The 15,828-nt window shown below is 47.0% G+C and carries 14 protein-coding genes; 12 read left to right on the plus strand and 2 right to left on the minus strand.

The features are described from left to right. Nucleotides 1-27 precede the first annotated feature (27 nt). The 6 genes from flgH to ACWPOD_RS00660 are packed head-to-tail and all read left to right on the plus strand — an operon-like array spanning nt 28 to nt 5,722. Nucleotides 28-699, plus strand: a complete 672-nt coding sequence (gene flgH, locus ACWPOD_RS00635) for a flagellar basal body L-ring protein FlgH (RefSeq protein ID WP_005395295.1) — start codon at nt 28-30, stop codon at nt 697-699. Then, nucleotides 699-1,820 carry a flagellar basal body P-ring protein FlgI gene (locus ACWPOD_RS00640; protein WP_031780462.1) on the plus strand — a complete coding sequence of 374 codons (1,122 nt, stop codon included), beginning with the start codon at nt 699-701 and terminating at the stop codon, nt 1,818-1,820. The genes flgH and ACWPOD_RS00640 overlap by 1 nt, the downstream gene beginning before the upstream one ends. A gap of 10 nt (nt 1,821-1,830) precedes the next feature. After that, nucleotides 1,831-2,379, plus strand: a complete 549-nt coding sequence (locus ACWPOD_RS00645) for a rod-binding protein (protein ID WP_005395292.1) — start codon at nt 1,831-1,833, stop codon at nt 2,377-2,379. Then, entirely contained in the window at nt 2,380-3,753 is a 1,374-nt protein-coding gene (gene flgK, locus ACWPOD_RS00650; RefSeq protein ID WP_005395291.1) for a flagellar hook-associated protein FlgK, read from the plus strand. 11 nt (nt 3,754-3,764) lie between these two features. Next, nucleotides 3,765-4,664, plus strand: coding sequence for a flagellar hook-associated protein FlgL (flgL, locus tag ACWPOD_RS00655; RefSeq protein WP_005395290.1), 900 nt, complete (start codon nt 3,765-3,767; stop codon nt 4,662-4,664). A gap of 17 nt (nt 4,665-4,681) precedes the next feature. Next, nucleotides 4,682-5,722, plus strand: a complete 1,041-nt coding sequence (locus ACWPOD_RS00660; protein WP_012842382.1) for a hypothetical protein — start codon at nt 4,682-4,684, stop codon at nt 5,720-5,722. Between the two features lie 88 nt (nt 5,723-5,810). Here the strand turns inward: ACWPOD_RS00660 and ACWPOD_RS00665 are convergent, their stop codons facing one another. Then, nucleotides 5,811-8,441 carry a DUF2339 domain-containing protein gene (locus tag ACWPOD_RS00665; RefSeq protein WP_456231658.1) on the minus strand — a complete coding sequence of 877 codons (2,631 nt, stop codon included), beginning with the start codon at nt 8,439-8,441 and terminating at the stop codon, nt 5,811-5,813. Between the two features lie 451 nt (nt 8,442-8,892). Between ACWPOD_RS00665 and ACWPOD_RS00670 the strand changes: the two genes are divergently transcribed. The 4 genes from ACWPOD_RS00670 (at nt 8,893) to ACWPOD_RS00685 (ending at nt 13,086) form a co-directional block, all read left to right on the plus strand. Next, nucleotides 8,893-10,692: a cation:proton antiporter gene (locus ACWPOD_RS00670; protein ID WP_005395287.1), complete on the plus strand. Its 1,800-nt coding sequence runs from the start codon at nt 8,893-8,895 to the stop codon at nt 10,690-10,692. Between the two features lie 239 nt (nt 10,693-10,931). Beyond that, complete coding sequence (fni, locus tag ACWPOD_RS00675) at nt 10,932-11,951, plus strand: type 2 isopentenyl-diphosphate Delta-isomerase (protein WP_074189797.1); 1,020 nt, start codon at nt 10,932-10,934, stop codon at nt 11,949-11,951. Between the two features lie 192 nt (nt 11,952-12,143). After that, nucleotides 12,144-12,407 carry a DUF3012 domain-containing protein gene (locus ACWPOD_RS00680; protein ID WP_005395285.1) on the plus strand — a complete coding sequence of 88 codons (264 nt, stop codon included), beginning with the start codon at nt 12,144-12,146 and terminating at the stop codon, nt 12,405-12,407. A gap of 280 nt (nt 12,408-12,687) precedes the next feature. Beyond that, entirely contained in the window at nt 12,688-13,086 is a 399-nt protein-coding gene (locus tag ACWPOD_RS00685; RefSeq protein ID WP_104973401.1) for a GFA family protein, read from the plus strand. Between the two features lie 96 nt (nt 13,087-13,182). Here the strand turns inward: ACWPOD_RS00685 and ACWPOD_RS00690 are convergent, their stop codons facing one another. Then, nucleotides 13,183-13,533, minus strand: coding sequence for a rhodanese-like domain-containing protein (locus tag ACWPOD_RS00690; protein WP_456231420.1), 351 nt, complete (start codon nt 13,531-13,533; stop codon nt 13,183-13,185). Between the two features lie 269 nt (nt 13,534-13,802). Here ACWPOD_RS00690 and ACWPOD_RS00695 point away from each other — a divergent pair, with 269 nt between their 5' ends. Together ACWPOD_RS00695 and groL are read left to right on the plus strand one after the other, a co-directional pair. After that, nucleotides 13,803-14,093: a co-chaperone GroES gene (locus tag ACWPOD_RS00695; protein WP_005373989.1), complete on the plus strand. Its 291-nt coding sequence runs from the start codon at nt 13,803-13,805 to the stop codon at nt 14,091-14,093. 33 nt (nt 14,094-14,126) lie between these two features. Further along, nucleotides 14,127-15,725, plus strand: a complete 1,599-nt coding sequence (gene groL, locus ACWPOD_RS00700; protein WP_005463958.1) for a chaperonin GroEL — start codon at nt 14,127-14,129, stop codon at nt 15,723-15,725. Nucleotides 15,726-15,828: the final 103 nt, after the last annotated feature.

The following is a 15,828-nucleotide window of genomic DNA, read 5'->3' on the forward strand; positions in this document are numbered from 1 at the left end:
AAATTGGTGATGATGAAGGAAAAAGCAATGAAATGGCTTTCTAAGAGTTGGGCAGTAGCCGCCGTGTTGCTGGTGGGATGTGCCGGCCGTCAGGAATTTATTCCGCCTGAGCCAAATGCCGAGGAATACGCACCACCAACGCTCGATTACACGTTGCCGGAAACCCAGTCTGGTAGCCTTTATCGTCACCAATACACGATGACCCTGTTTCAGGATCGTCGTGCTTACCGAGTTGGCGATGTGTTAACGGTTCAACTATCAGAAGAAACCTCATCGAGCAAAAAAGCGGGTACTAAGTTTGGCAAAAGCTCAGCGGTTAATTTCGCGGCGCCGACCATAGGAACGAAAACGTTCGATGAGTTAGGGGTTAGTGTCGATGGCAGCCGCAACTTTGATGGCAGTGCTTCAAGCTCACAGGGCAATAAGCTGCAAGGTGCAATCACCGTAACGGTACACGAGGTATTACCTAATGGTGTATTGCGTATCAGTGGCGAAAAATGGCTGCGCCTAAACCAGGGAGATGAGTTTATTCGTCTCACTGGCATTGTTCGTGTGGATGATATTAATCGCAGCAACCAAGTTTCTTCTCAACGAATTGCTGATGCACGAATTACCTACGCAGGTCGCGGAGCTCTGGCTGACAGCAACGCAGCCGGATGGCTAACTCAATTCTTCAACAGCCCATGGGTACCTTTCTAATGAAGACAATGCAATCTTTCTTTACGTCTTTCCTATTGGTGTTGACCTTGGGATTACCAACCACTTCACATGCTGAAGTGGAAATTCCGATCATGGACTTGGTCGATGTACGCGGCATTCGAGAAAACCAATTGGTTGGTTATGGTTTGGTGGTTGGCTTAGCTGGCCAGGGTGACCGAAACCAAGTGAAATTTACTTCTCAATCTATTACCAACATGCTTCGTCAGTTTGGGGTTCAAATTGATGACAGTATGAACCCTAAGCTACGAAACGTGGCTTCTGTGAGCGTGACAGCAACCGTTGATCCAATGGCGGGCCCCGGACAAACTTTGGACGTGGTCGTGTCTTCAATTGGTGACGCGAAAAGCCTCCGTGGCGGTACGCTATTGTTGACGCCTTTACGCGGTATTGATGGTGAAGTGTATGCCATTGCACAAGGAAACGTCGTGGTGGGCGGTTTGTCTGCAGAAGGGCGAAGCGGCTCCAAAGTCGAAGTTAATACACCAACGGCAGGTCGCGTCCCGAATGGTGCGACGTTAGAGAGAGAAATCAAAACTGATTTCAACCAGCGTGATGAAGTCACCTTAAACCTGCGTAAACCAAGCTTCACGACGGCAAAAAATATCGCGCGTGAAATTAACAATACTTTTGGGCCTAACGTTGCTGTTGCGATCAATAAAGCGCGCATTGATATGCGTGCACCAAAAGATACCCAACAGCGCGTAGTGATGATGTCGATGCTTGAAGAAATGAGCGTCGTGGAAGGCCGCAAGCCGGCTCGAATTGTCTTTAACTCTCGCACGGGAACGGTCGTGATCGGTAAGAGTGTCAAAGTGAGTGAGGCGGCAGTGAGCCACGGCAACTTAACCGTGCGAATTTCTGAATCACAACAAGTCAGTCAGCCAAATGCGTTTGCAAATGGCGATACGAAAGTCGTTAACCAAACGGATCTTGATGTGAACGAAGATTTAGCTCAAATGGTAATTTGGCCTCCAGGCACGGAGCTCAACACTATTGTGACTGCGGTAAACAGCTTAGGTGCCACACCTACTGACTTGATGTCTATCCTGCAAGCACTGAGCGAAGCGGGTGCATTGAACGCTGAATTGGTCGTGATTTAAGGAGTTAAGGATGAAACTAGACAGTACCAATGAACAAACTCAACTGAATTCGATGCTGTATCACGACAACAGCGCACTTGCCAACATCAAGCAGAGTCGAGATCAGGAAGGTGCGCTTGAAGTAGTGGCGGGTCAATTTGAGGCGATGTTTTTACAAATGGTTCTGCGTCAAATGCGCAGCAGCAGCGATGTTCTAGCGGATAAAGACAGCCCGTTTGCGAGCCAACAGCAAGGTGTTTTCCGCGATATGTACGATGGGCAACTGGCAATGGAACTGGCAAAAAAGCAGAGCTCTGGCATTGCCAATATGCTCATCCAGCAACTTAGCCCCTCTATGCGCGAAGTCGCCTTTGATGCTGCGCGTAACATCTCATCTGCAAACGATGGTAAAGGTGCGAATTCTGAATCTATCTCACAGCTTGATGCTAACGAGATTGAGGGGAACTCAAGCTTATTTAATACCGCCTCTCAAGCCGTCGCCTCTGTAAAACAGGTGCTCGGTGAGGCCGGTATGACTACCGCGTTTTCTCAGCCGTTGATCAGGAAAATGGAGCTGTAAATGAACCTAGTTAATATTGCCCTTTCAGGTTTAGGCGCGAACCGCGTGGCCTTAGACGTAACGGCACAAAACGTGGCGAACGTGAATACTGTGGGCTACAGTCGTCAACAAGCGTTGATGGCATCAGTTGATGACGGAAAAGCCAACCGCTTAAGCCCTGGTTTAGGGGTAGAGGTCACCAGCATTCGCCGCGTTACAGACCAATTTCTGATTAAGCAAACGTGGTCAACTAACAGTATGGCGGCGTACGCTTCTGGTTACACCAGCAACATGAGCCAATTGGAAAATACGCTAGGGGCCGATGGCTTCAGTATTTCTGCTGGTTTGGACTCTCTAAACGCTGCGCTTAACGATGCTACGGTTAAGCCTGAGTCGATCCCTTACCGTCAACAAATCATCAACGAATCTGAAGCGTTGGCGCGCCGCTTTAATACGCTTACCGAGTCTTTGCACAACCAACATAAAGATATGAGCGACCAGCGTAATGCGGCACTCAACCACGCGAATAGCCTCATGGAAAACATCGCGAAGGTAAACAAGCAGCTGGTTGAAATGCAAGGAACAGGTGGCAACCCATCGCAACTTATGGATGAACGAGATAAATTGATCGGCGAGTTATCTCAAACCATCGAAATCAGAACAACAGAACAGCCTGACGGCAGTGTTCAGGTGACGTTGACCTCTGGTCAGCCACTTGTGATGGGCACGGACCATGGCAAACTCGCAGCCGTTCCGGACCCTAGTGACCCTTACGTAGCAGACTTACACGTAACATTCTCAAGCCAAAGTTTTGCGATTGGTGACTCTCTTGGTGGCAAATTAGGTGCGATTAACGATTATCAAACCGATGTATTAAAACCAAACCAATTGGCTTTGAATGACATGGCGAAAGCGTTAGCGGATGAATACAACGCTGTGCTCGCTACTGGACAAGATTTAAATGGTAACCCAGGTAAACCATTGTTTAGTTACGACCCTGCCAACCCAGCGGCAAGTTTGGATATCACTGAGTTAACTCCAGGTGAGCTTGCTTTTTCAAGTGATGGTACGCCAGGTAATGCGGATGTGTTGCAGTCGTTGATTAATTTAAGCAACAAGCCTGTTTCTGTGACTGGCTATGGCTCTGTGAGCTTGAATGACGCATTCAGTTCTATGGTGGGTCAAACCGCGATTAAAGCACGCCAAGCAGACGCCGATTACCAAGCTAAGTTAGCCATGAACAAGCAAGCACATGCGGCTCGTGACAATGTGAGTGCCGTTAACAGTGATGAAGAAGCGGCTAACTTAATGACGTTTGCTAATGCACACAATGCCAACATGAAAGTGATCAGCACAGCGAATCAGCTGTTCGATTCTGTATTGCAGTTATTCTAAAGGAAACCCAGATGCGAATCAGTGACAATCAATTTAGCCAAATGATGCTGCAAAGCCTGCAAGGTAACAATGCAGGTCTGGGGCACGTGCTACAACAAATGACGACAGGTGAGCGTCTAACTAAGTTATCTGACGATCCAATGGCATCGATTAAGCTGCTTAATTTGGATCGTGAAAACAGCGCCATCGCCCAATATCAAAACAATATCGCAAACGTCAAAACCACGCTTTCGAGTCAAGAAACGCATTTAGACTCAGTGAAAGAGAGCCTAATGAGCATGCGTGATATTGCATTATGGGGTGCGAATGGCTCACTGACTGATCAAGACCGTACCGGTATGATCACGGAGCTAAAGAGCTATCGTGATTCAATTGAGTCGTCTTTCAATGCTCAGGATGAAGAAGGGCACTACCTATTTTCAGGCACCAAAACTGACACCCCTGCTATAAACAGTGCAAGCGGTAGTTATGTCATCGAGGGCAACAGCGATAAACGTGTCGTGACGATTGCGAAAGGCGTAACGATGGATTCCAACATGACGGCAAAGGACATTTTGGACCTTGGTGGCGGCAAAAACGTACTGGATCAAATTAATAATCTAATTACAGAATTTGAGAACCCGAGTCCGAATTTCCAAGCTGAAGTGGACGCAAGCCTGAGTGCCATTGATGATACGTTGGCAAGCGTACTTGGCACGATGACGGAGATTGGTGGTCGACACAATAACCTAGATTTGGTTGGCGGTGCTCATGGTGAGAATAAACTGTTCGTCGATAAAGTATCAGGTGACCTCTCAGCTCTGGATTACGGTGAAGCATCGGTACGCTTGAGCAATTACATGGCGGCTTTGCAAGCAACGCAAGCGAGCTATGTAAAGATCAATGATCTATCGTTGTTTGACCGTCTATAAGGTTAGGAAGTTCTTTTATGGTAATGAGTACAGTAGAGGTTAGACCCCATAGCATACGCTTGGGTGGGCAAGAACAAGCCTCTATCATGCCGACCCGTTCTGCAGACTCAAGTACTGCAATTAAACCGCGCCCGGCGCAAGTTCAGGCTGACACTGCGTCAGCCTACTCTGTCTCTGGGATTCAACTGACCCAGGGTCAGCAGCAAGCGACGGCAGTGCAGATCGCATCGAAATCGTTGCAGGTGATTGGCAAAGAGCTGACTCAAATTAAACGTGGCTTGACGCAAGCGGTGAATCAAGGCGTGCAAAATGTGCCTGGCTTGCAGGATACATTGGTTCGTTCTAAAGCCACCATTCAGAACGTTGTGGAGCATGCTCGTTTCGACGGCCAGAAAGTGCTCAACAACGAACTGCATTTAAAGCTAGATAAAGCAGACATTCGTCGCTTTTCTATTCCTGGCTTGAATGTGCATCGCTTAAGTGACAAAGCTGAGCAAATTCGTTTGGATTTCCCTCAGGGTCAAGCGGTAATGATTCAGTTCGATGGACAAGCCGATGGTGCTCGAACTGTCAAAATGCTTGACCGAAGCTTGATTGCTTTAGGGATGCGCGCCTCATTAGCTGACGATGGCAGCATTTTATTTGAAGCCAGAGACAACGCTTATCAGCAAATGCAGCAGAAAGTGATGGTCACGGGCGAAGGGCACCGTTTTCCTGCGGGCCAGCCGAACGTTCTAAATCTAAAGTCAGAGCCAGATGGTATTGCAGAACTTGGGTTTGATTTGGCATCACGCGATGGCATGAAACAGACGATTGCCAAAGTGAACCAGCATCTAAGACAAGTGCAAACGAGCTTGCAGGAAGCGAAAGCATTTCATGGAGAGTTGAATACTCAAATGCGCTCAATTCAAAATAAAACCGCGCAGCTTTCTGTGGATGATGTGAATGCAAAACTGGATGGTTTTGTTCAGAAGTCCGGTGAGTTCACCTCGACTTTTCAAGCGTTGAATGCACAAGCAAACGTGCGTCGTCATACGGTTGTTGCGTTGCTAAAATAACGAACACTCCAATGATTCCCGGCTTTGCATCGCTATCGCCCCCCAATAACGAGAACGGTGCATTGTCGGGAATCTCTCTTTAATTCGTTTATGGTTCGAGTGCTTTTGCCACCGAGCGATTCAATTTCTGGAATAACCACCCAAGCGCGATTAAAGATGCTCCTAAACCTAAGAAGCTGATTGCTCTCCAGAACCCATCCAGAGAACTAACATCCCATAAGAATACTTTGAGTGCGACAAAAGCTAAAACCACTAGACCCACGCGCTGCATCATCAACCCTCTGTGTGTCACACCGCGCCAAGTAAGCAATCCACCCACGAGCAAACCTGCTACTGAATAACTGAACAGTTCTGCCATGCTGGTCGGTTGGTACAACATCATGGATGTGGTTTGCCAGAATTGACGGATAGACATACCTAACCAAATAGCAGCAAGTGCAAAGCCTAGGCTAGCAACCGCAAATCGATGAACCTGTAACGTATTCCAGCCTCTAAAGGTTGCGATAAGTAGAATGCAAGCTGGCAGCAACCAGCCGACGCTTAGCATATTAATGACGGGAAGTGCTTGTGCTGAGACGTTGTCAGTCACCAATGGCGACTCTGCCGTATTAAGCAAAATTATCAGCAATGCGAAGGCACACCAAAGCAGGTAGCTGTAGGCTTCATAGATGCGGCTTAAGCGTTGTGCAAATTGGCTACGGTAGCTGTACACCATACCCATAACCAACGCTTGGTTAGCAAAAACGATGGCGCTTGCGAAATCAAGGTGTCCCAAATAGCCGTACTGCCCAGTTAACCAGTAGTTGGTTTGAGTGAATAGCGCCATTAAGAATACATGCAAAAATGCGCCTTCAAACCAGTTGGTCAGTTCGAGGTCCACTTGCTTTAGCGTTGATCGAGCATAGAGCAGGATGATGAGAGACGGTAGGTAACTCACAATAACCCAAGCCCAATGTCCTGCTTCTACGGGTTGCCATTCAGGGATGAAGGGTAAAAGTGTGAGGCGGATGACCAGTATCCCCATCGCCACTTTAATCGCCCAACTTGCGGGGCGAAATAACCCTGATTGCGTCTGTAGCGCCATTACCGCAACTTGTATCGAGATTGCTGTCGTCAACCAGGTATCGCTTAACCAAACAAAGGCGACGCCTACGATTAAAGCGTGCATGACGGCAGAACAATCCAATGCTAGCGAATGTAAGCGCTGACCAAGTACAACGTAATAAACGGTCACCAATGCGCAGAATGCAGTCCAGTGCCACAGGTAGCCTTGCATAAATTCGTCGACATAAAACAGCGTAATCAAACTCATTGCAGGAGCCAGTACTAACAGAAGTACGCCGCTAAGTTGCGATCGGTCACTGAGTGACTGGCAATAAGTTCGACAGCAGATCAGTGCAATACTGGTGGCCAATGCGAGTAAGATACTGGCACCATGTTCTGGCATATACAAAGCGTCAAACGCGACAGTGAGGACAACAAGTGCGGTCGCAGAGACCAATATGGAAGGCAAAAATACGCGCAATGACCAACCTGTGCGAACCGCTGGGAGCCATACTGTCGCAACGAGCAGCGCATAACAGTACACCATTTGCAGTGTGTCCAATTCTGGCATTCTGGTGACAGCCGAAAAGGTCAATAACGCAATCGCGAGAGAGGTAGCGGTCGGCGGATTTGTCCACTTATTCTGGCAGTGATGATAACGAGGATTGAGTGTCCAACCCAGTCTTGGAACGGCGAAAATAAGATAAAGAGTAATGGAGAGATAAATAGCCAGCCAAGAAAAAAGTGTCTCAAGCGGCATGCTTTCAATGAGCAACAGCATCCAAACAACATGTGGAAGCGCGATGCTTGGAGAAATCCATGCACTACGTACTTTTTGCATTAGCAATGTTGCCGCGACCGAGATCGCGCTGATATACCCAGCCAGTAAGAAGTAATTAGGCTCGCTTCCACCAATCCATAACGGTGCGGTGTATCCACCAATCAGACCAAGCACCGCCATCAACGGCCCTTGCTGTAAAGATAGAGCCAAGCTGCAAAATGCGGCAGCGGCTAAGATGATAAGCGAGACACTAGGCGTCAGCATTTGATAAACAACAAACGCAAAGATAACCGTGCAGTAAATGCCAGTTAGCCCGGTTCCGGTAACGGCGGCAGGCACATAAGTAAAGCTTTGGGCTCGTGTTGCTCGTTGAGGATTTTGTTGTTCTTTGCGGTGGAACCATTCGCCAACAAGCACCATAAGTAACGAGAGTACAAACGCAAAGGACACACGCATAAATGGCGAAAATTCAATGTGACTACCAATAACCTGTACGAGATACCCCCCACCAATTAGCATTGCCAGCGCGCCCACCCAAACCAACCAGTTTTCTTGAATGTTGCTAAGCAGGCTCTGAACTTTACTTGGCAATATAGACTCTTGTTCTTGACTAAAAACGTCCAGTTGAACTTCGCTTGCCTGGTATTGAGCTTGATGTGTTGTGTTTGGATAAGATGCTCGGTCGGTAATCGGGTCATGCTCCTTAGAGGATGAGGAGTTTGCCTTTTTTTTTACCTCTTCAACGCTGGATTGTTGACGCGTTGGTTGGTTCGAGTCCTTATTTAGACTGACTCGCAGTGATGTTACCTCTTCACGAAGTTTGGTTAGCTCTTTTTCTAAAAGTGCTGCTCGGTTGGCGGCTTTCACTCCGATGAGGATGGCGATCAATGCCATGAACAGTGCTAGTATTACGTACAATCCATTTCTCCTTGCGTACGTCGCGTGACACACGATTCTTAACTTTGAGCACGTACGCTAAAGCTTAGTCCAAGCGCTTTGCCTTAGCTTCATATAGTTAGTGCTAGGTTCCGCGCTTTCTTTAAGAATCATTCTACATAATGAAACTCAATGCGTAATGATGAATTCGACGAAGCGACATACTTGTGTGTCACTTTAAGATCTGATGAACAGAAATGAGTCGTTAAGTCATTGGGGTTCAACTATATTCATAATTCTGATGCGATACCCAAGTGACCTCAAAAATGTGCATTTCAGAGGCATGCTGTCGAAGAGTCGAAGGTAAGCCGTTTAGTCTGCATGCCAAGTCATGCTTATTGAACCGCACGCCCGAGGTTATTTGGGTATAGCGCATTCACGCGAAAAAAGACAAAACGGGTAATGATTAATGCAAGTGGGTAATGAAGCGCTGGTTCTATCAGCGGTTGGGGTCATTGGTTTAGGTTGTCAGTGGTTGGCATGGCGATTGCGCTTACCAGCGATTTTATTTTTGCTGCTAGCCGGGTTGATTGTCGGGCCATTTATGCAGTGGTTAAATCCAGATGAGATTTTAGGGAATTTGCTCTTTCCGTTGGTTTCATTGGCGGTTGCGGTGATTCTTTTCGAAGGCAGCTTGACCCTAAACTTCAAAGAAATTCGCGGTGTGAGTGGCTCAGTCTGGAGTATCGTTTCCATCGGGGCCATTATTTCGTGGGCAGCAACCAGTATTGCGACGCACTATTTCCTCGGTTTTACTTGGGAGCTCGCCATGTTGTTCGGCAGCTTAACCGTGGTAACAGGTCCGACGGTGATCGTGCCACTTCTTCGGACGGTAAGGCCTAACAGTACGCTTGCTAATATTTTGCGTTGGGAGGGGATCTTGATTGATCCACTCGGTGCGCTTTTTGTTGTGATGGTTTATGAGTTCATCGTATCGCACAGCGCGATAAATAGCGTCGAAGTGTTCGGGACGCTCATTGCCGTGGGCGTCATTCTTGGTGCGGCCTCTGGCGCAGCAGTCGCAACGATTATGCGCCGTGCGTGGCTACCGGAATACTTGCAGCCATTTGCGGTTTTGATGATCGTGCTCGGCGTATTTTCCGTCTCCAACCATATTGAGTCTGAAGCCGGATTACTCACGGTTACTGTAATGGGTATGTGGCTTGCCAACGCAAAGGGCATCAATATTCAACAAATTCTGCACTTTAAAGAGCACTTGACCATATTGCTGATCACCGGCCTATTTATTTTCCTTGCTGCACGCATCAGCTTGGATGATTTTGCTGCGCTGGGTAGCGGCGCGTTATTGCTGTTTGTATTTATGCAGTTGGTGTCGCGTCCGTTGTCGATTTTCCTCTCAACCATCCGCAGTAACTTGAGACTTAAAGATAAACTGTTTCTGTCTTGGGTTGCACCGCGCGGTATTGTCGCTGCCTCCATTTCGTCTCTTTTCGCGATCAAATTGACCGAATACGGTATTGATGAAGCGATTTTACTGGTTCCTATGACCTTCATGGTGATCATCGGAACGGTTGTTTTACAAAGTGCAACGGCACGTCCTGTCGCATTGATGTTGGGCGTCGCGGAGCCAGCGCCACGCGGCTTCTTGTTGATTGGTGCTAACCGAGTAGCCAGAGAAATTGGTCAAGCGTTGGCACGCTATGACCGCCGTATATTGATGACCGATTCTAACTGGGAGTACATCAGTCAAGTTCGTATGTTGGGGCTGGATTACTACTACGGGAATCCGATTTCTAGTCACGCAGATGACAATTTGAACCTGATAGGGGTGGGACAAGTCGTTGCATTAACGCCTGACCAGCATTTCAACATTATGGCTTGCATGCAATTTGTCGACGAGTTTGGTGAAGATAAAGTTCACTGCTTGCAAAAAGTGAAAACCAACGGCAATGGTAGCGAGAAGCACTCCGTGGCTCAGGAGTACCACGGTAAATTGCTGATGGGCGGTAACGTAAGCTATACCCAGCTGGCCAGTTTATTGAGCCGCGGTGCAGAGATAAAACACACGAAATTGAGCGACAACTTTACGTATCAAGACTACTTAGCGCACCACAAAGGGAACTCGGTAGTACCGTTGTTCCACGTTGAAGAAAAAGGGAAAATTCAATTCTGTGATGACCCTGAGCAGTTTGCTCCAACCACCACAAGCACCGTTGTGTCTCTGATTCTGTCAGAAAGCGCAAAGTAAATTAGAGAAGTATGCGGCCCATTTTTATCGTGGTGTCTCGCACGCTGATTACTTCAACTTGGTGAAACACTCGCCTGCTTGTTTAAAACAGAAGGCGAGTTTCTCTTCCTATAATGTCAGAGTAAGTCGTGATTCATTACTGGTTTCGGAAAAGTAATCTCGTGAATTCAGAAAATTCGCATTGACGTTACTGATAAGGATCGCAATACTGCGCGACTGTTTTACTTTAGGGTGACATTATGGCTCCGCAAACTAACCGAAAAGATTTACATCTAGACGCTGTTTTACATCATGACATGAGCATGAAGCATAAAACGGCGGGCTTTGAGTCTGTCGAGTTTGAACACTGCGCGCTGCCAGAATGTGACTTTCAGGCGATCGACCTGTCGACAGAGTTTCTTGGCCACCGACTGGCGCTGCCGTTTTTGATTAGCTCGATGACAGGTGGAGCGAAAGACGCTGAAGTGATCAATTGTCGTTTGGCTGAAGCTGCCAGTGAATTAGGCATTGCGATGGGCGTGGGGTCGCAGCGTATTAGCTTAGAAGAGCGCCAACACGCAGGTCTAGGTAAAACCATTCGTGATTTAGCCAAAGATGTGCCGCTTTATTCCAACCTTGGAGCCGCTCAGTTGCGCGACAAAGGTAAACTTGATAATGCGCAGCGTGCGGTTGAATCCATTCAAGCGGATGCGTTGTTTGTACACGTAAACCCAATGCAGGAAGCGTTTCAGAAAAATGGCGACCATAATTGGATTGGGGTCTTACACGCTATCGAGCAGCTTAAATCTCGCGTGAATGTTCCGATCATTATCAAAGAAGTCGGTTTTGGTATAAGTGGTCACGTTGCGCAGCGATTGGTTGACGCCGGTGTGGATGCCATTGATGTAGCGGGCGCGGGTGGCACAAGTTGGAGCGCGGTTGAAGGTTATTGCCAAGATAACCCGAAAATGCAGCGTGCAGCCGAGCTTTTCCGCGATTGGGGTATCCCGACGGCAAAATGTTTGACTCAAATACGAGCACAGCATCCTACATTACCTTTGATCGCCTCAGGTGGTGTGCATAACGGACTTGAAGCGGCGAAAGCCATACATTTGGGCGCCAATCTCGTTGGGCAAGCGGGCGCAGTCTTGAAAGCGGCTACCATAAGCACTCAAGCGGTGGTCGAGCACTTTGAGCAAATGGCGTTAGAGTTACGTTTAGCATGTTTTGGTACGGGTTCTTCTAAGATCAGTGCATTAACGCAAGCGCGCTGCCTATAGGTGTTTATGGTGTCATTTACGCAGCTTGGCTCAATAATTTTTCGGTGTCTTAACACGTAGACTGATAATTTCGTTATAGTTGATACAAAAGTCACTTCAACAAGTGATTGCTTAGTTCAGACCGTTGAATGGGCATTTGTTGAAGCGATTGAGTTTTATTTTAATATTGTTTGCAACTGGAACCTTAAATTTATGAAAAAACTAGTCATGCTGATGTTGGCGGCTTCTGCTTTAACCGCTTGTAGTGATGAAGTGGGCACTGAAGGCTGGTGTAACGACATGCGCGATAAGCCAAAAACAGAATGGACAGCAGACAACGCAGTAGACTTTGCGAAGCACTGTGTTCTTCAAGATGGTGTGGGCAGCGAGCAATGGTGTGAGAACTTGAAAGATAAGCCAAAAGGTGACTGGAGTGCAAACGAAGCTACCAGTTTTACTAAGCACTGCATTTTCTAAGCACTACACTTTCTCAACAAGGCGTCTCTCATTAAGAGCGATGACTGTGTTAGACAAAATATTAAGAAAACACCAAGCGTCTTGCTTGGTGTTTTTGTATCGACAATAGCTTGAGCTCTCATGTGATGAGCGCACCTATCTTTCCTCTGAATAGAGTGTTTTACATTTTCGTTTCATTTTTGAAAACCTGTATTACCTGCCTTTAATTTTTCGCATTGCAGTGGCAAGGTGTCGGTGTATTCGTCTAATTCAATTAGATTCATAACAAAAAGGGACTCAAATGGAAGTACTCAAAGGCTCATGTCTGTGTGGTAAGGTGAAATTGGAAGTGGCAGATGAATTCAAGTACATGGGAAATTGCCATTGCTCGGAATGTCGCAAGTTCACAGGCTCCGACTACTCGTCTGCAGGTGGTGTCGCTTTGGATAAGTTGTTAATTGTTCAAGGAAAAGAGGATATTCAGACTTATCAGAAAAGCGAAAATACCATGTTATGTTTTTGTCGCCATTGCGGGTCGAGCCTGTATTCGAAAAAGAACAATGGGATTGTCAATATTCGCTTAGGTGTCTTGGATGATGCACCATCCCACAAGCCAAATTTCCATATTTTTGTCGCGTCCAAAGCGCCGTGGCTTGAGATATCGGATAACCTGACTCAGTTTGAGGCCGGGCCCAAATAGAGTAGTAGCGGAAGAGATTTATTTAGTAACAGAGGGCGTTGCAATAAGTCTGCAACGCCCTCAGCACTTTTATTTTTGAAATTAGAACAGAGATGATTATTTGGCGTCTTGCAGTTCTTCTAAGCCACCTGCATTGTGCAGATTCGTGAACCCTTGCGATTGCAAATATTGATACGCTTTACCAGAGCGATTACCACTGCGGCAGTACAATACGATCGCTTGATCTTTATCGACGTCTTGGAAATGTTTATCAAGCTCAGATAGAGGGAAATTGACCGCATTGTCTAAATGCCCCTCAGAGAACTCTTGCGGCGTGCGTACATCAACAATCATTGCGCCTTGCTCAATCAGTTGCCACCCTTGCTCAGCACGCTCAGAAGCCGCCACGTTGGGAGGAAGCAAGCCAACGCACAATGTTGCAAGAAACAGAGATAAGACCTTTTTCATTGTTTGATTATCCTTTTTAAGGGTATGTAACCACTCTAGATTTGATTGAACACATTTTCCATCATAAAGAGGTTTTAAGTGGTCGTGAATGTCAAAAGTTTCGATAGAAGATTTTATTCAATTCAATAAAAAATTTTTATGAAATCCACCTCTTGAACTCCAATTTTGCGACCTTATTATTCTCATCGAAAGCGAGCGGTCGACTCGCAAATCCATCTTGATGTTTATTCTGTCTTTTATTTTTGGTTCCAAGTAGGAGGCACTTAAAAATGAAAATTCGTCCTTTAAATGACAAGCTAATTGTTGAAAGACAAGAGGTGGAAAATAAATCTGAAGGGGGAATCGTTTTAACTTCTCAGTCGGTGAAAAAATCAAACCGCGGGAAAGTCATTGCTGTTGGTTTAGGTAAACGCCTTGAAAATGGCGAACGCGCTGCGATGGAAGTCAAAGTGGGCGACCAAATCATTTTCAATGACGGTTACGGGGTGAAAACCGAGAAAATTGACGGCGCAGAATACTTGATTCTGTCCGAATCTGATGTGTTAGCAATCGTTGAGTAATTATTTTTGTAGTAGTTTTTTGAGGAGATAATTATGGCTGCAAAAGACGTATTATTTGCTAATGACGCACGTCAAAAAATGCTGAAAGGTGTGAACTTACTGGCGGACGCAGTAAAAGTGACACTAGGCCCTAAAGGCCGCAACGTTGTGCTTGATAAATCTTACGGCGCGCCAACCATTACCAAAGATGGTGTGTCTGTAGCGAAAGAAATCGAACTGAAAGACAAGTTCGAAAACATGGGCGCACAAATGGTGAAACAAGTGGCGTCCAAAGCGAATGATGAAGCGGGTGACGGTACAACGACGGCTACTGTACTGGCGCAATCTTTCATCAATGAAGGTCTTAAAGCGGTAGCTTCTGGCATGAACCCAATGGACCTAAAACGTGGTATCGACAAAGCTACTGAAGCGGCGGTTGAGAAACTACGTGAAATGTCTAAGCCATGCAGCGACAAAGAATCCATCACCCAAGTGGGTAGCATTTCTGCAAACAGCGATCGCGCGATCGGTGAAATCATTGCAGAAGCGATGGAAAAAGTGGGTCGCAATGGCGTGATTACGGTTGAAGAAGGCCAAGGTCTGGACAACGAATTGTCTGTGGTTGAAGGTATGCAATTCGACCGCGGTTACTTGTCGCCATACTTCATTACTAACCAAGAAAATGGCAGCGTAGAGCTAGACAACCCTTACATCCTATTGGTGGACAAAAAAGTCAGCAGCATCCGCGAGCTATTGCCAGTGCTAGAAGAAGTGGCGAAATCTTCTCGCTCGCTATTGATCATTGCTGAAGACATCGAAGGTGAAGCGCTAGCGACATTGGTTGTGAACAACATGCGTGGCATCGTGCGTGCGACGGCGGTGAAAGCACCTGGTTTTGGTGACAACCGTAAAGCGATGATGGAAGACATTGCGGTACTAACCGCAGGTACGGTCATCTCTGAAGAAATCGGCCTAGAGCTTGAAAAGGCAACGCTAGAGCAACTAGGTAGTGCGAAGAAAGTGACCATCACCAAAGACACAACAACCATCGTGGGTGGCGCAGCAGAAGCAAGCGCGATTGCTGATCGTGTGGCTTCGATTGAAAAACAAATCGAAACAACCACTTCTCAATACGATAAAGACAAGCTTCAACAACGTGTTGCGAAGCTTTCTGGCGGCGTAGCGGTGATCAAGATCGGCGCTGCAACCGAAGTTGAGATGAAAGAGAAGAAAGACCGCGTGGACGATGCGCTACACGCTACTCGCGCAGCGGTTGAAGAAGGTATTGTTGCTGGTGGTGGTGTTGCCCTAACTAAGATCGCGAAAGAATTAGCGGATCTAAAAGGTGACAACGATGACCAAAACGTGGGTATCCGAGTTGCGCTACGTGCGATGGAAGAGCCTCTCCGTCAAATCGCAACTAACGCAGGTGACGAAGCTTCAGTCGTAGCGAATGCTGTCAAAGCGGGTGATGCCGATTACGGTTACAACGCTGCGACAGGTGAATACGGCAACATGATCGAAATGGGTATCTTGGATCCTGCGAAAGTAACACGCTCAGCGCTTCAATTCGCGGCGTCTGTTGCTGGCTTGATGATCACGACTGAAGCGATGATCACCAACCACGTTGAAGACAAAGAACTTGATATCTAACGTTATCAATCGTTAGTGATTAAGTAGGCGTTAAAACAACAATAACATTGCAAAACCTAAGCGGGCTCGCTTGAGCCCGCGAATCAGTCATTTGAGGTAAGTG

It is taken from the genome of Vibrio sp. JZG120, from assembly GCF_053890955.1.